Consider the following 14888-nt stretch of genomic DNA (forward strand, 5'->3'; position numbering starts at 1 on the left):
ATAATCTCACATCGCCATATTGCAGACCGGCCGGCCACGCCCAGGCGTGTCGAGCAGGTGCGTTTCACCGGCAATGGCGCCGAATACTAAGGGAAAGAGCGGCGCGAAGCTTCCGGAACTGCTGTCGAGCCATCCCGGTACTGCGGAGCGGATGGAGCGGTTCCTCGCCTGGGAGGGGACTATCAGCCCGCCCTGACTATCTGTTACCGTGCTCCGCATGTCAGCGCCCACAGGGTGGTTGAAATACGGAATATGGGTTCATATATTTTCTGACTCGAGCGCTGATCCATCGATTCCTGTCACGGTGGGCTGTCAGGATGCTGCCTCCGCGTGATGCCCTCCGGGCTGTGTGATCGCATCCGGACCGTCCCCCTTGCCTGCACAGTGGATGTGTTCTGCGCCTTGCGGCGACCATGGACTGCCGTGGCGTCAATATTTCTGGGGGAAGTGGAAGAGGTCATGATAAAGATAAACAGCCTGACCAAACGTTTCGGCGAGCATGTCGCCGTGGACAACCTGTCATTCGAAGTGAGCCCGGGGGAGGTGCTGGGGTTTCTCGGCCCCAACGGAGCCGGCAAGTCCACCACCATGAAGATGCTGACCGGTTTCCTGACACCGGATGGCGGCAGCGCCTCGATCTGCGGTTTCGATATCGGCACGCAGACCCTGCAGGCGCAGCGGCAGATGGGCTATCTGCCCGAGGGTGCACCCTGTTACGGCGACATGCGCGTGCGCGGATTTCTCGAGTTCATCGCTGAGGTGCGCGGACTGCGCGGCGCCGAGCGGCAGCGGCAGGTAGCCCGTGCCGTGGAGCAGCTGCAGCTGGAAGGCGTGCTGGGTCAGACCATCGAGACACTGTCCAAGGGCTTCAAGCGGCGGGTCGGCCTGGCGCAGGCGATCCTGCATGATCCGCAGGTGCTGATTCTCGATGAGCCTACCGACGGCCTCGATCCCAACCAGAAGCACCAGGTGCGTGGGCTGATCCAGCAACTGGCCAGCGACAGCAACAAGATCGTGGTGATCTCCACCCATATTCTCGAGGAAGTCAGCGCGGTGTGCTCAAGGGCGGTGGTGATCGCCCATGGCCGGCTGCTGGCCGACGGCACGCCGGATGAGCTGGAAGCCCGATCCCGCTACCACCAGGCAGTGACGCTTTCCCTGCAGCAACCCGTCGATACCCAACCGCTGCTGGCGTTGCCCGGTGTGCAGGGCGTGGAGCTGGCCCGTGACGGGCATCAGGTCACCGTACTGGCCGCGCCGGGTGCGGTGATCTTCCCCGCGGTGGGCGAGCTGGCGCGTCAGCAGCAATGGCAGGTTCAGGAATTGTCAGTCGAGCGCGGACGTCTGGATGAAGTGTTCCGTCGTCTGACTGCGGAGGAGGCCGCATGAAAAGTCTGGGAGTGATCTTCAAGCGCGAGCTGGGCAGCTATTTCGCCACCCCGCTGGCGTACATCTTCATCGTCATCTTTCTGGTGCTGTCGGCGGTATTCACCTTCTATCTGGGCGGCTTCTATGAAGGCGGCCAGGCGGACCTGATCCCGTTCTTCAACTTCCATCCCTGGCTGTACCTTTTCCTGGTACCGGCGGTAGCCATGCGCCTGTGGGCGGAAGAGCGCAAATCCGGGACCATCGAGCTGCTGATGACCCTGCCGGTCTCGCGCAGCGACATGGTACTGGGCAAGTTCCTCGCCGCCTGGGTGTTCGTCGGCATCGCACTGCTGCTGACCTTTCCGATCATCATCACGGTGAACTACCTGGGTTCGCCGGACAACGGCGCGATCTTCACCGGCTACCTGGGCAGCTGGCTGCTGGCCGGCGGTTATCTGGCCATCGGCTCGTGCATGTCGGCGCTGACCCGCAACCAGGTGATCGCCTTCATCCTCAGCGTGGTGGCCTGCTTCGTGTTCATCGTCAGCGGCTTCCCGCTGGTGCTCGACCTGTTCAGCGGCTGGGCTCCCCAGTGGCTGCTGGACACCATTGCCTCGCTCAGTTTCCTGATCCGCTTCGATGCCATCAGCAAGGGCGTGCTGGACCTGCGCGACCTGTTGTATTTCATATCGCTGATGGCCGCCTGGCTGCTGGCCACGGCGATCGTCATCGACCTGAAGAAGGCCGATTGAGGCAAGGAGAACAAGAATGAAAAGACTCATGTATTCCGGTACCGGGCTGCTGGTGCTGCTGCTGGCCTTCATCGGCTTCAATATCGCCACCAACAGCCTGTTGCCCGGCGCCCGGCTGGACCTGACCGAGCAGAAGCTGTACACCATCTCCGATGGTACCCGGCAGATCCTGACCGATCTTGAAGAGCCCGTTACCCTGTATTTCTTCTTCTCGGAAGGGGCCAGCAAGGACCTGGTGGTGCTGCGCAACTACGCCCGGCGGGTGGAGGAGATGCTGCGCGAATACGAGCGTGTGGCTGACGGCAAGCTGCGCCTGCATGTCATCGATCCCCAGCCGTTCTCCGAGGCCGAGGATCGCGCCGCCGAGTTCGGACTGCAGGCCGTGCCGCTGACCCAGACCGGTGAGCAGCTGTACTTCGGCCTGGCCGGCACCAACGAGCTGGCCCAGCGGGAAATCATCCCCTTCTTCGCGCTGGAGCAGGAGGGGCTGCTGGAATATGAACTCAGCCGTCTGATCAACAGCCTCGCACAGATCGAGAAGCCGCAGATCGGCCTGATCACCGGCCTGCCGATGGCCGGCGGGATGAACCCGATGACCGGCCAGGCCACGCCCCCCTGGGTGGCCTACGAGCAGCTGCAGCAGATCTTCGATGTCCAGGAACTGGACACCGATACGGATGCGATCGCCGAAGAGATCGACGTGCTGCTGCTGGTCCACCCCAAGACCCTGAGCGAGGCGACCCTGTTCGCCATCGATCAGTTTGTTCTGCGCGGCGGCAAACTGCTGGCCTTCATCGACCCTCTCGCCGAGTCCGATCACAGCATGGAAGCAATGATGGATGGCATGGCCGACGGCAAGGCTTCCGATCTGGCCCCGCTGCTCGGCGCCTGGGGCGTGGGCTACGATCCGGAGCAGGTGGTGCTGGATTCCCGGCTGGGCATGTCGGTCGGTCGCGGCCAGGGCCAGCTGCCGGCCCGGCATATCGGCTGGCTGGAGGTGGAAAAGCAGTTCATGAGCGAGGATGACACCGTCACCGCCCCGCTGCAGATACTGACCCTGGCGTCCGCCGGTGCGCTGAAACCCCTGGAGGGGGCCACCACTCGATTCGAGCCGTTGCTGTCGAGCAGCAACCACAGCGCGATGACGCCCAGCAGCCGCTTCAGCCGCCTGCAGGACCCGGAGACGCTGCTCAACGGTTTCCGCGCCGATGGGGAAATCCGTCACTTCGCCGCGCGCCTGCAGGGCGAGGCGAAAACCGCCTATCCGGATGGCCTGGAAGGGCGGGCCGCCGAATACACCGAAGCGGCCAACATCAACGTGATGCTGGTGGCCGATACCGACCTGCTGACCGATCGCATGTGGGTACATGTGCAGGACTTCTTTGGCCAGCGCATCCCCCAGCCCTGGGCGGATAACGGTGGGTTCATGATCAACGCGCTGGACAACCTGTCCGGTTCCGAGGCGCTGATCAGCGTCCGCTCGCGGGGCGACTTCAGCCGGCCGTTCACGGTGGTCGAGGAGCTGCAGCGTCAGGCCGAGAGCCGCTACCGTGCCAGTGAGCTGCGCCTGCAGCAGCAGCTGGAAGAGACCGAGCGGCAATTGCTGGAGCTGCAGCAGAGCCAGGATCCGTCCCAGCTGACCGAGCTGAGTGCGGAGCAGGAAGCGGCGATCCAGCGCTTCCTCGACGAGAAGCTGGAAATCCGCAAGCAGCTGCGTGACGTGCGCTATCAGCTCAATGCGGATATCGAACAGCTCGGGACCCGGCTCAAGGTGATCAATATTGCACTGGTGCCGGCGCTGCTGACGCTGGGTGTGTTGCTGTGGTGGCTGGCTGCGCGGCTCCGTCGGCGCAGCGCCCGAAGCTGAAGGAGAAAGGTCATGCGAAACGGATTGCTGGTTGTGGGTGCGCTGGTCATTCTGATTCTCGCCGCCGTCGCGCTGCAGATGCGCAGCACCGAGCGGGTGGATGACCTGGCCAGCCGGGAGTTGCTGTCAGCCGAGCAGCTGGAGCAGCTGGCGGCGCTGGAAACCATTACCCTCCGGCGCGGCGAGCTCCAGGTCGAGCTGGCCCGCCTCGATGGCAACCGGGGTGTGCTGAGCCACGCCGGATATCCGGTGCAGCGTGAGCGGCTTGCCGCGTTGTTGCATGCCCTGCGCGGCGCCCGCGTGCTGGAGGAGAAGACCGCCAACGCCGATCATCACGCGCGGCTGGGGCTGGATACCGGCTCCCCTGACAGCCAGGCGCTGCAGGTGCTGCTGCATGCCAATGGTGAGGACTTCGGCATCGTCTACGGCAATCAGGTCGGCAATGGTCAGCTGGTGCGCTTTGCCGACGAGGCCCAGGTTCTGCTGATCAACCGGACGCTGCAGATGTCGGTCAACCCAACCGACTGGCTGGCGCTGCGGGCGGTGGATGTTCCCATGCTCCAGATCGCCAGGGCGCGCTGGGAGTATGCCGACGGCGAGACGCTGGAGCTGGTCAAACCGGCGGAGGGCGAATACAACCTGACGCTGGAAGACGAACCGGAGCAGGGCGGCAATGAGCGCTGGATCAACAGTCTGGTGCTGGCGCTGGCCAACCTGACCGCGCAGAACGTGGCGCTGCGCGAGGAGCTCGCGCTGCCCGCGCCCAGTCTGCGGATGCACATCGAGACCTGGGCCGGCTCACAGCTGAGCGCCAGTCTGTATGACATCAACGGGCGCCACTGGCTGCTGATCGACAGCTTCGATCAGGCCGAGGAGGATGCCGAACTGCAGGTTAACGACGATCCCCGCTGGGCCTTCCAGATCGGCGTTGGCCAGCTGGAAGACCTCACCCGGCGCCGGGCCGACCTGCTCGCCGGACCCTGATCGAGCCCCATGCCGGTTTGCCGCGGCGGACAAAATGCCCTTGCAGCTGATCGCCGTTTGACTAGAATCGGAGGCACGGCCTCTATAAACATTATTCAAAGGGCGCAATGCTGCATCAGGTTTCGCACCGGAATTTGAATCAAGGTTGACGGAGTGTCGCTATCGCCACTCCGTTATGCCGGGTGGTGTGGATCATGGTGATGTGGAGATTGCAGGAATGTCTGATCGGCAAACCGGTACGGTTAAATGGTTCAACGACGCCAAGGGTTTCGGATTCATCCAGTGTGAGTCCGGCCCGGATGTGTTCGTGCACTTCCGGGCCATCCGCGGCGAGGGGCACCGCACTCTGGTCGAGGGCCAGAAGGTGGAGTTCAATGTCACCCAGGGCCAGAAGGGCCTGCAGGCCGAGGACGTTGCAGCACTTTGAGTGCTGAGCCTCAACTGCGGTGGCGTTGTCGGTCACTGGGTGATGGTCTGCTGGCCAGCGTCCCGCTGAACGAGATATGCCAGGCCTTTGACGAGCTGCATCCGGCGGGCGCGCCGTCGGATGCAGCCGTGTTCATGCGTCATCGCCTCGATGGTCTGCAGTGCGAGGTGACGGTGTTCTTTTCCCCGGCGGTGGACGAGCTGGGGCGCCGGTTCGGCGCCCATCTGTGCTATCCGCCCGAGCCGGAAGCGGTGGAGCTGGTGGTCGGTTCCGCCACCGCCCTGCGCTAGCCGGGTGTGCGGGCCTTCAGGATTTCTGGGCCCACACGAACTCCTCCTCGCCCTCGGCGGTCACCTTCATCCAGCTGTCCGCGTTCGCCTCGCCCTGTTCCTCTTCCCAGCCACCGATGGAGCAGCGCACCTCGCGGTTGATGCCGGCGGCCACGCTGCGGGCGCAGTCCCGGTCGGTGGCCCAGGGCGTTGCCTGGCTGTCGAACCAGATGCTTGCCCATCGGCCTGCTGCCTTGCGCACGATCATCAGTGGAATGGCCGTATCGGCCTGCAGCACACCGCGGCGGATGTCGCCCCGCCAGGGGCCGAGTTCGACATCACCGGCATGCTGCTGAAGCCAGTCGGTCAATTCGTCCAGGAATTCTTCCTTCAGATAGATTTCGATATCCGGTTGGCGCACGTCATGTCCTCTCAGCGGCGTTGCAGCAAGACCATATGCATGGCGACTTCCAGACCCGGCAGACCTTCCGCCACAAGCGCCTGCTGGCGCTCGGGGCGGCTGCGCATACCGTGGGGTGTCATGCCGATGAGATCGGCCAGGGCCCCGGCAGGCAGGTTCATCGGGTAGCGGAGCACCTGATCATCGACGATATCGAACTCCGGCGGCAAGTCCCTGACCAGCCCGGGGGTGGGGTGAACGCTGTCGTACAGCCGGCTGCGCAGCGCCATCAGGTGGTCGGCATGGGGGCCGACCAGCAGCAGCTGCCCGCCGGGGCGCAACACCCGCAGACATTCCTGCCACGACCAGGGGCTGAAGATGCACAGTGCGGCATCGACGCTGGTGTCGGCCACCGGAAGGCGCGCGCTGGAGGCCACCAGCCAGCGGATCTGCCGGTTGCGCCGGCAGGCGCGGATGATGGCGTCCTTGCTGATATCCAGCCCGGCGCACTCGGCATCCGGCAATGCCCTGGCCAGACGGTCGGTGTAATAGCCCTCGCCACAGCCCATGTCCAGTACGGAGCGGGGTGCGGCGGCGCCGAGCATACGGTTGGCCGTGTCACTCACCGGTTGATAATGGCCGCCATCGAGGAACGCCTGACGGTGATCCAGCATTTGCGGGGTATCACCGGGGCGGCGGCTGTTCTTGTGCTGCACCAGCAACAGGTTGAGGTAGCCCTGGCGCGCCTGGTCATAGCTGTGGCCATTGGCGCAGCGCCAGGTGCGCTCCTCGCAGTGCAGTGTCGACTGGCAGTGGGGACAGATAAGCTGGGGCATCAGGTCAGCAACCAGCGCAGGGTGGCATGGTAGATATCGGTCAGTGTCTCCAGATCGGCGACACTGACATGCTCATCGACCTGGTGAATGGTGGCATTCACCGGACCCAGCTCCACCACCTGGGTGCCCATGGTGGCGATGAAGCGCCCGTCGGAGGTGCCGCCGGAGGTGGAGGGCCGGGTTTCCCGGCCGGTCACTTCACGGATGGCCGCCCGTACACCATCCAGCAGGTCCCCCGGCTCGGTGAGAAAGGGCAGGCCGGACAGATTCCACTCCAGCTCGTAATCCAGGCCGTGGCGGTCGAGCAGGCTGCGGACGCGCTCCTGCAGCCCTTCTACGGTGGACTCGGTGGAGAAACGGAAGTTGATCAACGCCTCCAGCTCACCGGGTACCACGTTGGTAGCACCGGTCCCGGAATGGATATTGGAGATCTGAAAGCTGGTCGGAGGAAAGAAGGCATTGCCCTGGTCCCACACCTCGGCGGCCAGCTCGGCCAGTGCCGGTGCGGCCAGATGGATCGGATTACGTGCCAGGTGAGGGTAGGCCACATGACCCTGCAGGCCCCTGATGAGCAGGCGGGCGTTAAGCGAGCCGCGTCGGCCGTTCTTTACCGTGTCGCCGACCAGGTCGGTACTGGAGGGCTCTCCGACCAGGCACCAGTCGACCTTCTCGTTGCGCTCAATCAGGGTCTGGACCACTTTCACGGTACCGTCAGTGGCGGGGCCTTCTTCATCACTGGTGATGAGAAAGGCGATCGAGCCGCGATGGTCGGGGTGCTCCGAGACGAAACGCTCGACAGCGACCACCATGGCGGCCAGGCTGCCCTTCATGTCTGCGGCGCCCCGACCGTACAGCATGCCGTCACGGACGGTCGGATGGAATGGCGGGCTGCTCCACTGTGCCTCGGCTCCGGTAGGCACCACATCGGTGTGTCCGGCAAAGCACAGCACCGGGCCCTCGCTGCCGCGGCGGGCCCAGAGGTTGTCCACTTCACCGAAACGCATGGGCTCGACGCGGAAGCCGCAGGCAGCCAGGCGTTCAGCCATCAGTTGCTGGCAGCCGGCATCGGCAGGGGTGATGGACTCACGGGCAATCAGGTCGCAGGCGAGGGCAAGGGTGGCGGAGGGCGTGGTGTTCATGGGTTGGCTGGCCGTATCTGGTATCGCTGCGCATGATACCAGATGTGGCCAGCCCGTCGCGGCGGCTCAGGGGTTGTTGCCGTCTCTCTCGTGGCCCATGGTGTTGCTGTCGGGCATGCCGGTTTCCGGATTGCGGAAGTCCGGGGTGCGTACTTCCGAATCCATCGGCATGTGGGCGTAGCGGGCGACATCGTCACCTTCGCTCTTTGAGCAGAGCTTCTCCTTCAGCTCGCAGTGACCGCTGATGCCGCGGTACAGTGCCATGCCGCCGGCGCCCAGGGCGAGCAGGCCGCCCAGCCCTCTGTGGCGCAGCCCGCAGGCGAGCAGCGCCAGGCCTCCTGCCACCGACAGCTTGCGTTCCATGCCATGTACGTTCTGTTTGTGGTGCATGATCGGGTGCTCCTCGTTCAGCGGCGGGGAACCGCGGAATCATCATGAGAGATGGTGACTTCGACACGACGGTTCATCGCGCGGGAGGCCGCCGTACTGTTGTCGGAAACGGGATGCGCTTCGCCCAGACCGATGGTCTGGATGCGGCTGGGGTCAACACCCTCGCGCACCAGGGCATGGCGAACGGAGTCAGCGCGGGTCTGGGACAGTTGCATGTTGTAGGAAGCGGCGCCGGTGCTGTCGGTGAAGCCCTCGATCAGTACCTTGCGCTCGGGGTGCTCCTGGAGGAACTGGGCCAGTTTGCGAATCTCCGAGTTGGCGGCGGGCTTGAGATCAGCCTTGTCGTGGTCGAACAGTACACTGCCGAAGGTCACTACCGAGCCGCGGTCGGTCTGTTTGGCATTGAGCTGCTCCTGCAGGCGACGGATCTCCTGGTCGCGGGCCTCCAATCGGGTGCGGGCGCGGTCTTCCGAAACGCCTTCAAGCTGCTGCTCGGTTTCACGCAGGGCAATGGTCTGGCGGGCCAGTTCGACCCGGCGCTCGGCAAGGTAGGCCAGGTGTTCCACCTCATTATCCTTGGCGCCCTCCCGGAAGGCGAAATCCGCCTGGTTCAGGGCCTTTCTCGCGTCCTCGGTCTCGATGGCCGCGTGCCGCTGTGCGCCGGGATCATTCTGCAGTTCGGTGACCTGGGAACGTACCTGTTCCAGCTGGGGATGGGGTTCGTTGGATGCACAGGCGACCAGCAGTACGCTGGCGGCCAGACAGGTTGGTAGGGTCAGATGACTACGCATGGTTGTGACTCCTCGCATTTAAACGTTTCTGGACGATTACTGAACGCGACGAAGGCTTTCTTCGCGCAATTCCCGGGTGCCTTCCTGGGCTCTTTCCAGCCCGCGTTTGGCGCGCTCGGCCTGAGCCTTGCGCTCGGCTACCCGGGCATCCCATTCGGCCTGCTCTGCGAGGCGGCGGGCACGGTCATAGTCCTCTTCCAGGTTGGCCTGTTCGGCCTGCAACAGTTTCTCCCGCGCGTTGCGCAGTTCCAGCGGTGCGAATTCGGCACTGCGGGCCGAGTCGGCGGAGTTGAGCGCCTGCTGCGCCGTGGCCAGCTGGCTGGTCGGTGGCGGCGTGCTGGCGCAGCCGGCGGTCAGGACCGCCGTGCTCAACGCAGCGACTGCCAACAGGTGCTTGCGGTCAAAAGGTAGGGCGAATGTAGGCATGATTCCGGCTCCAGTCTGAATTTCTGCATTGATGTCCACCGGAGGGGTGGATACCGTTTCATTCACTGGCGGGTCGTCCTGAGTTCGGATGGTTCGCGCTGCCGCTGCGCGGATTCGACCAGTCTGAAACTGTCGCGATTACAATAGCGTCGTGAATTGTGACCATAAGCGGCTGGGCCTGTTCAACATAACTGCGCTGCAATTGCCCAGGCAGGCCGGAATTGACGCATCCGGGTTATACTGTGCCGCCTGATTTCAGCGAGGTTGGCATGGCGGTTGATGATCCCCGTTTCGGAGGCATAGCCCGGCTCTACGGCCGGGAGGCACTGGCGCGCCTGCAGGCCAGCCACGTGGCTGTGGTGGGCATAGGCGGGGTCGGCAGCTGGGCGGCGGAAGCGCTGGCGCGCACCGGGCTGGGGCGGATCACGCTGATCGACATGGATGATATCTGCGTCACCAATACCAACCGCCAGCTTCCCGCCATGAAGGGCAATATCGGCCGGCTCAAGGTCGAGGTGATGGCCGAGCGTCTGCAGGCCATCAACCCCGGGTGTGAGGTGCGCCCGATCATGGGCTTCGTCACGCCCGACACGCTGGCCGAGTACATCACCGACGATATCGACTGCGTGGTGGACTGCATCGACAGCGTGGCCTCCAAGGTGGCGTTGATCGCCTGGTGCAGGCGCCGCAAGATCGGCATCGTCACCACCGGCGGTGCCGGAGGCCAGGTCGACCCTACCATGATCAAGGTGGCCGATCTGTCGAAAACCGTGAATGATCCGCTGGCGGCCAAGGCCCGGTCGCTGCTGCGTCGCGACCACAACTTTCCCCGTTCCGACAGCAAGCGCAGCTTCGGCGTGCCCTGCGTCTACTCCACCGAACAGTTGCGCTACCCCAAACCGGATGGCTCGGTCTGTCAGCAGAAGAGTTTTGTCGGGGAAGGGGTGAAGCTGGACTGCTCCGGCGGCTTCGGTTCGGTGACCATGGTCACCGCCACCTTCGGGATGGTGGCGGCAGCCAGGGCGGTGGAGCGCATTCTGCGCTGAAGCTCAGTTATGCGCGTGCAGCATCTCGTTGAGCGCGATGGCACTCTTGTTGGTCTTGCATTCGATGGCGCCGGTCTGGGAGTTGCGGCGGAACAGCAGATCCGGCTGGCCGGCCAGCTCCCGAGCCTTGACGATGCCCACCTGGTTGTCGGCTTCGTCCAGCAGCGCGACCTTGAGGCCGGCGGTGATGTAGAGGCCGGCTTCCACCGTGCAGCGGTCGCCCAGCGGGATGCCGATCCCGGCATTGGCGCCGATCAGGCAGCCTTCGCCCACCGAGATGACGATATTGCCGCCCCCTGACAGGGTACCCATGGTGGAACATCCACCGCCCAGGTCCGAGCCCTTGCCGACAAACACCCCTGCCGAGATACGCCCTTCCACCATGCTGGTGCCCGCGGTGCCGGCGTTGAAGTTGATGAAGCCTTCGTGCATGACGGTGGTGCCCTCACCGAGATAGGCACCCAGGCGCACCCGCGCAGTGTCGGCGATACGGATGCCGGTGGGCACCACGTAGTTGGTCATGATCGGGAACTTGTCGACGCTGTGGACCTGCAGATCCTCGCCACGCAGCCGGGCCTGCAGCTGGCGTTGCGGCAGTTCGTGGATGTCGATGGCGCCCTGGTTGGTCCAGGCTACATTCGGCAGCAGGGGAAACAGCCCGGCCAGCACCACCTCATGGGGTCTGACCAGACGGTGAGACAGCAGATGCAGCTTCAGATAGGCGCCCGGGGTGGTGGTCGGGGCTTCATCGGTTTCCAGGAGGGTGACCACCAGCGGGCGGGTGCTGTGCTGGAACTGGTCGGCCAATGCGCCGAGCTCGGCAAAGCCTCCATCGGTGAGTGCTTTGCCCAGTGCGGCGCACTGGTCGGGGCGCAGGTCCAGCGCCTGGTTGCCGCCCCGGTAGCCGAGCTGGTCGGCAAATATGGCGACCAGCGCGGCTGAGGGGTTGAGAAGTGGCTGGGGGTAGAACACCTCCAGCCAGTCGCCGGCCATGTTTTGGGTGCCGATACCCAGAGCAAGACTGAAATGGTCGCTCATCTAGTGAATCCTTGGCGCGTGGGTCAGAAGGCAGTGGCGTACAGGTCCGGCTTGAAGCCGACCAGTCGCCGTGGGCCGATATCCAGTACCGGTCTTTTTATCATCGAGGGGTTGGCCTGCATGAGCGCGACGGCCTTGTGCTGGTCAAGGTCCTGCTTGTCGGCATCATCCAGCCTGCGGAAGGTGGTTCCCTGGCGGTTGAGGATCTTCTCCCAGCCATGCTCTTCACACCAGGCGTGCAGGCGCTCGGCGTCAATGCCTTCCTTCTTGTAGTCGTGGAAGTGGTACTCGATACCATGCTCGTCCAGCCAGGTGCGGGCTTTCTTCATGGTGTCACAGGCCTTGATGCCGTACAGGGTAATCATCGCTATGCGGGCTCCGGATAGGGTGAGTGGTGCAGCCGTCAACGGGCAGGCCGCCCTGGACCCGAATTCAGATGTCCATGGCCTGGGGGGGCTCGAGATCAGACTGCTCGATGTTGTAGCTGAGCGTACGAATGATGGTGTTCTGCAGACGCTGGCATAACTGGGGGTCGGACAGGGGCTGGTTGTCCGCATCGGTCAGTACGAAAACATCATCCACGCGTTCGCCCAGCGTGACGATGCGTGCATTCTGCACGCTGATGTCGAAATCGAGAAATATTTTTCCCATTCTGGCCAGCAGGCCGGGGCGATCGGGGGCGCTCAGCTCCAGGGTGGTGTACTGGCCACCGTGATCGGTGAAGATGGTCACTTCCGGAGCGAAGGCGAAGTGCTTGAGCTGCCGCGGCACCCGACGCTGGATGATCGACGGATAGGCGTCGGGGTCAGACAGCACCTCGCTCAGTTCACGCTTGATCTCGCGGATGCGTTCAGGGTTGTCGCCGATCGGGCCGCCGTCGGCATCCAGCACGATATAGGTGCCCAGGTTGCTCCTGTTGCTGGTGAACACCCTGGCGTCCTGGATGCTGAGGTTGAGCTGGTCCATGGCGGCGGCGGTGACCGCGAACAGGTCATGCTGCGCCGGAGTGTAGAGGAAGATCTGGGTGGCACCCTCGAACTCGCGCTGGGCGGTTTCCTTGATCAGTACCAGCGGGCCACGCCGTTGCGGGTGCTGCAGGATGGCTTCTGTCTGCCAGGCGATATCGCTGGCGGTATGGCGCAGGAAGTAGTTGTCCTCCAGCTGCTGCCACAGGCTCTCGGTATCGTCCTCGTCGATGCCGTTGCGTACCAGGATGTCCATCGCCGCGCGCTGGGTGTCGGCAATCTGCTCGGCGCGATTGGGCGGGTTGTCCAGACCCCGACGCAGGGCGCGCTTGGTCTCGGTGTACAGCTGGCGCAGCAGCGAGGCGCGCCAGGAGTTCCAGAGGCTGGGGTTGGTGGCATTGATATCGGCGATGGTCAGTACATAGAGGTAATCCAGCCGGACCTGGTTGCCCATCAGCACGGCAAAGTCGTGGATGACCTCGGGATCGGAAATGTCCTTGCGCTGTGCGGTGGTGGACATCAGCAGATGGTGCTCCACCAGCCAGCAGATCAGGTGCGTATCCCAGGCGGGCAGCTTGTGGCGCTGGCAGAAATCGGCGGCGTCGATGGCGCCCAGTTCGGAATGGTCACCGCCACGGCCCTTGGCGATATCGTGGTAGAGCCCGGCGATGTACAGCAGGTCCGGCTTGGGCAGGCGGCAAAAGATCTTCCACGCCAGCGGGTACTTCTCCTGGAAGTCCGGCCGACCCAGCTTGCGCAGGTGCTTGATCAGGTTCAGGGTGTGCGCATCCACGGTATAGATGTGGAACAGGTCATGCTGCATCTGCCCGATGATGCGGCCGAACTCCGGCAGGTAGCGACCGAGGATGCCGTAACGACTCATCCGCCGCAGATTGCGGTGCACGCCCTCGCGGCAGCGCAACAGCTCCATGAACAGGCTGGTATTGCGGATGTCGTTGCGGAACTCGTCATCGATGAGATGGCGGTGATCGCGCAGCAGGCGGATGGTGTCGGCGCGTACCCCGCGGATCTCCCGGTGCTGGGCCATCAGCAAAAAGATTTCCAGCATTGCGAACGGGGTGCGTTTGAACACCTGCGGGTGGGTCACTTCGATGTAATGATTGCGTACCTGAAAGCGGCTGTTCAGCGGCTGGATGTCGGCCGCCTCGGCATCGCGCAGGAGGATTTCCTCGAAGTGCTGCATGAGCAGGTCGTTGAGCTCGGCCAGGGACATGACGATGCGGTAGTACTTCTGCATGAAGCGCTCGACCGCCAGCTTGGTATCGTTGCCCTCAAAGCCGAACAGCCTGGCCAGTGCGCGCTGGTGGTCGAACAGCAGCCGGTCCTCGGCCCGTCCGGCCAGACTGTGCAGGGCAAAGCGCACCTGCCAGAGGAAGGCCCGGCCGCTGGTCAGGATGCTGTATTCGGGCTCGTTGAGAAAGCCCCGGTCAACCAGCTGCCGCAGGTCGCTGGTGCCGAAATGGCGCAGCGCCACCCAGCCTATGGTCTGGATGTCCCGCAGCCCGCCGGGTGAGCTCTTGACGTTGGGTTCCAGGTTGTATTCGGTGTCATTGAACTTGGCATGGCGGGCCTGCTGCTCGGCCCGTTTGGCACGGAAGAACTCGGCGCTGGTCCACATGTGCTGCTGGTCCAGGGCCTGGATCATCTCCTCGCGCAGCTGCTCCTCCCCGACCAGGATACGGGACTCCATCAGGTTGGTGATCACGGTGACATCCGAGCGGGCCTCGTGCTGGCATTCGCTGATACTGCGTACACTGTGACCGACTTCCAGGCCGATATCCCAGAGCAGGGTAAGGAAGCGGCTGATTGCCTCGTGATAATGCTCGCCGCTGCTGCCATCGCGCAGCAGGATGAGCAGGTCGATGTCCGAATGCGGGTGCAGCTCGCCGCGGCCGTAGCCGCCAACCGCCAGCAGGGCGATATCCGCATCCAGCGGACAGCCCAGGGTGGCCCAGGCCTGGCGGAGAATCTGATCGGTCAGCCAGGCGCGGTCGTGGATCAGCTTGTGAATGTCACGCTGGCCCTCGAAGCGTGCCTGAAGCACGGCATCGGCGTGCCGGAGGGCTTTCTTGAAGGCCCGGGCGGGATGCCGGGCGGCGGCCAGATCGCTGCTGAACTGGCCCGGGTCAAAGAGTTCGTTGTCCACGTTGCGTCCTCGGGGCCGGGGCC

16 protein-coding genes are annotated in these 14888 nt (G+C 63.9%); 7 read left to right on the plus strand and 9 right to left on the minus strand.

Annotated elements, in window-relative coordinates; genetic code table 11:
* Positions 1–459: 459 nt before the first annotated feature.
* The 6 genes from IEW63_RS01455 to IEW63_RS01480 all read left to right on the plus strand — a co-directional run bounded on the left by IEW63_RS01455 (position 460) and on the right by IEW63_RS01480 (position 5688).
* Positions 460–1389, plus strand: a complete 930-nt coding sequence (locus tag IEW63_RS01455) for an ABC transporter ATP-binding protein (RefSeq protein ID WP_188634820.1) — start codon at positions 460–462, stop codon at positions 1387–1389.
* The gene (locus IEW63_RS01460; RefSeq protein ID WP_188634821.1) at positions 1386–2120 is read left to right on the plus strand and encodes an ABC transporter permease subunit; all 735 of its coding nucleotides are present in this window, start codon (positions 1386–1388) and stop codon (positions 2118–2120) included. The genes IEW63_RS01455 and IEW63_RS01460 overlap by 4 nt, the downstream gene beginning before the upstream one ends.
* Before the next feature lie 16 nt (positions 2121–2136).
* Positions 2137–3987: a GldG family protein gene (locus IEW63_RS01465; protein ID WP_188634822.1), complete on the plus strand. Its 1851-nt coding sequence runs from the start codon at positions 2137–2139 to the stop codon at positions 3985–3987.
* Positions 3988–3999: 12 nt separating this feature from the next.
* Positions 4000–4971: a DUF4340 domain-containing protein gene (locus tag IEW63_RS01470; protein WP_188634823.1), complete on the plus strand. Its 972-nt coding sequence runs from the start codon at positions 4000–4002 to the stop codon at positions 4969–4971.
* Positions 4972–5188: 217 nt separating this feature from the next.
* Positions 5189–5398, plus strand: a complete 210-nt coding sequence (locus IEW63_RS01475) for a cold-shock protein (RefSeq protein WP_188634824.1) — start codon at positions 5189–5191, stop codon at positions 5396–5398.
* On the plus strand, positions 5395–5688 hold the full coding sequence (locus IEW63_RS01480; RefSeq protein WP_188634825.1) for a hypothetical protein: 294 nt from the start codon (positions 5395–5397) through the stop codon (positions 5686–5688). The genes IEW63_RS01475 and IEW63_RS01480 overlap by 4 nt, the downstream gene beginning before the upstream one ends.
* Positions 5689–5704: 16 nt before the next feature.
* Here IEW63_RS01480 and IEW63_RS01485 read toward each other — a convergent pair whose 3' ends face one another.
* From IEW63_RS01485 to IEW63_RS01510, 6 genes are all read right to left on the minus strand, one after another.
* A complete protein-coding gene (locus IEW63_RS01485; protein WP_188634826.1) occupies positions 5705–6088 on the minus strand; it encodes a hypothetical protein in 384 nt (127 codons plus the stop codon).
* An 11-nt stretch (positions 6089–6099) separates the two neighbouring features.
* Entirely contained in the window at positions 6100–6903 is an 804-nt protein-coding gene (locus tag IEW63_RS01490) for a putative RNA methyltransferase (protein WP_188634827.1), read from the minus strand.
* A complete protein-coding gene (gene dapE, locus IEW63_RS01495) occupies positions 6903–8042 on the minus strand; it encodes a succinyl-diaminopimelate desuccinylase (protein WP_188634828.1) in 1140 nt (379 codons plus the stop codon). The genes IEW63_RS01490 and dapE overlap by 1 nt, the downstream gene beginning before the upstream one ends.
* A gap of 66 nt (positions 8043–8108) precedes the next feature.
* Positions 8109–8432: a YgaP-like transmembrane domain gene (locus tag IEW63_RS01500; RefSeq protein ID WP_188634829.1), complete on the minus strand. Its 324-nt coding sequence runs from the start codon at positions 8430–8432 to the stop codon at positions 8109–8111.
* Between the two features lie 17 nt (positions 8433–8449).
* Positions 8450–9223 carry an OmpA family protein gene (locus IEW63_RS01505; protein WP_188634830.1) on the minus strand — a complete coding sequence of 258 codons (774 nt, stop codon included), beginning with the start codon at positions 9221–9223 and terminating at the stop codon, positions 8450–8452.
* A gap of 36 nt (positions 9224–9259) precedes the next feature.
* Entirely contained in the window at positions 9260–9649 is a 390-nt protein-coding gene (locus tag IEW63_RS01510) for a DUF4398 domain-containing protein (protein ID WP_188634831.1), read from the minus strand.
* A gap of 269 nt (positions 9650–9918) precedes the next feature.
* Between IEW63_RS01510 and tcdA the strand changes: the two genes are divergently transcribed.
* Positions 9919–10695, plus strand: a complete 777-nt coding sequence (gene tcdA, locus IEW63_RS01515) for a tRNA cyclic N6-threonylcarbamoyladenosine(37) synthase TcdA (protein WP_188634832.1) — start codon at positions 9919–9921, stop codon at positions 10693–10695.
* A 3-nt stretch (positions 10696–10698) separates the two neighbouring features.
* On the opposite strand, the gene dapD is transcribed toward tcdA, so the two are convergent.
* The 3 genes from dapD to IEW63_RS01530 all read right to left on the minus strand — a co-directional run bounded on the left by dapD (position 10699) and on the right by IEW63_RS01530 (position 14865).
* Complete coding sequence (gene dapD / locus IEW63_RS01520) at positions 10699–11733, minus strand: 2,3,4,5-tetrahydropyridine-2,6-dicarboxylate N-succinyltransferase (protein ID WP_188634833.1); 1035 nt, start codon at positions 11731–11733, stop codon at positions 10699–10701.
* Between the two features lie 23 nt (positions 11734–11756).
* Positions 11757–12098: an ArsC family reductase gene (locus tag IEW63_RS01525; protein ID WP_188634834.1), complete on the minus strand. Its 342-nt coding sequence runs from the start codon at positions 12096–12098 to the stop codon at positions 11757–11759.
* 67 nt (positions 12099–12165) lie between these two features.
* Complete coding sequence (locus tag IEW63_RS01530) at positions 12166–14865, minus strand: [protein-PII] uridylyltransferase (protein WP_188634835.1); 2700 nt, start codon at positions 14863–14865, stop codon at positions 12166–12168.
* Between the last annotated feature and the right edge of the window lie 23 nt (positions 14866–14888).

Origin of the sequence: Halopseudomonas pertucinogena (assembly GCF_014646575.1) — a bacterium.
Lineage (GTDB): Bacteria > Pseudomonadota > Gammaproteobacteria > Pseudomonadales > Pseudomonadaceae > Halopseudomonas > Halopseudomonas pertucinogena.

Bases quoted from the DNA above. Each gene is read 5' to 3' on its own strand.
- IEW63_RS01490 (WP_188634827.1), bottom strand. From the start codon at position 6,903: ATGCCCCAGCTTATCTGTCCCCACTGCCAGTCGACACTGCACTGCGAG.
- IEW63_RS01460 (WP_188634821.1), top strand. From the start codon at position 1,386: ATGAAAAGTCTGGGAGTGATCTTCAAGCGCGAGCTGGGCAGCTATTTC.
- dapE (WP_188634828.1), bottom strand. From the start codon at position 8,042: ATGAACACCACGCCCTCCGCCACCCTTGCCCTCGCCTGCGACCTGATT.
- IEW63_RS01475 (WP_188634824.1), top strand. From the start codon at position 5,189: ATGTCTGATCGGCAAACCGGTACGGTTAAATGGTTCAACGACGCCAAG.
- IEW63_RS01505 (WP_188634830.1), bottom strand. From the start codon at position 9,223: ATGCGTAGTCATCTGACCCTACCAACCTGTCTGGCCGCCAGCGTACTG.
- IEW63_RS01465 (WP_188634822.1), top strand. From the start codon at position 2,137: ATGAAAAGACTCATGTATTCCGGTACCGGGCTGCTGGTGCTGCTGCTG.
- IEW63_RS01510 (WP_188634831.1), bottom strand. From the start codon at position 9,649: ATGCCTACATTCGCCCTACCTTTTGACCGCAAGCACCTGTTGGCAGTC.
- IEW63_RS01525 (WP_188634834.1), bottom strand. From the start codon at position 12,098: ATGATTACCCTGTACGGCATCAAGGCCTGTGACACCATGAAGAAAGCC.
- IEW63_RS01470 (WP_188634823.1), top strand. From the start codon at position 4,000: ATGCGAAACGGATTGCTGGTTGTGGGTGCGCTGGTCATTCTGATTCTC.
- tcdA (WP_188634832.1), top strand. From the start codon at position 9,919: ATGGCGGTTGATGATCCCCGTTTCGGAGGCATAGCCCGGCTCTACGGC.
- dapD (WP_188634833.1), bottom strand. From the start codon at position 11,733: ATGAGCGACCATTTCAGTCTTGCTCTGGGTATCGGCACCCAAAACATG.
- IEW63_RS01455 (WP_188634820.1), top strand. From the start codon at position 460: ATGATAAAGATAAACAGCCTGACCAAACGTTTCGGCGAGCATGTCGCC.
- IEW63_RS01500 (WP_188634829.1), bottom strand. From the start codon at position 8,432: ATGCACCACAAACAGAACGTACATGGCATGGAACGCAAGCTGTCGGTG.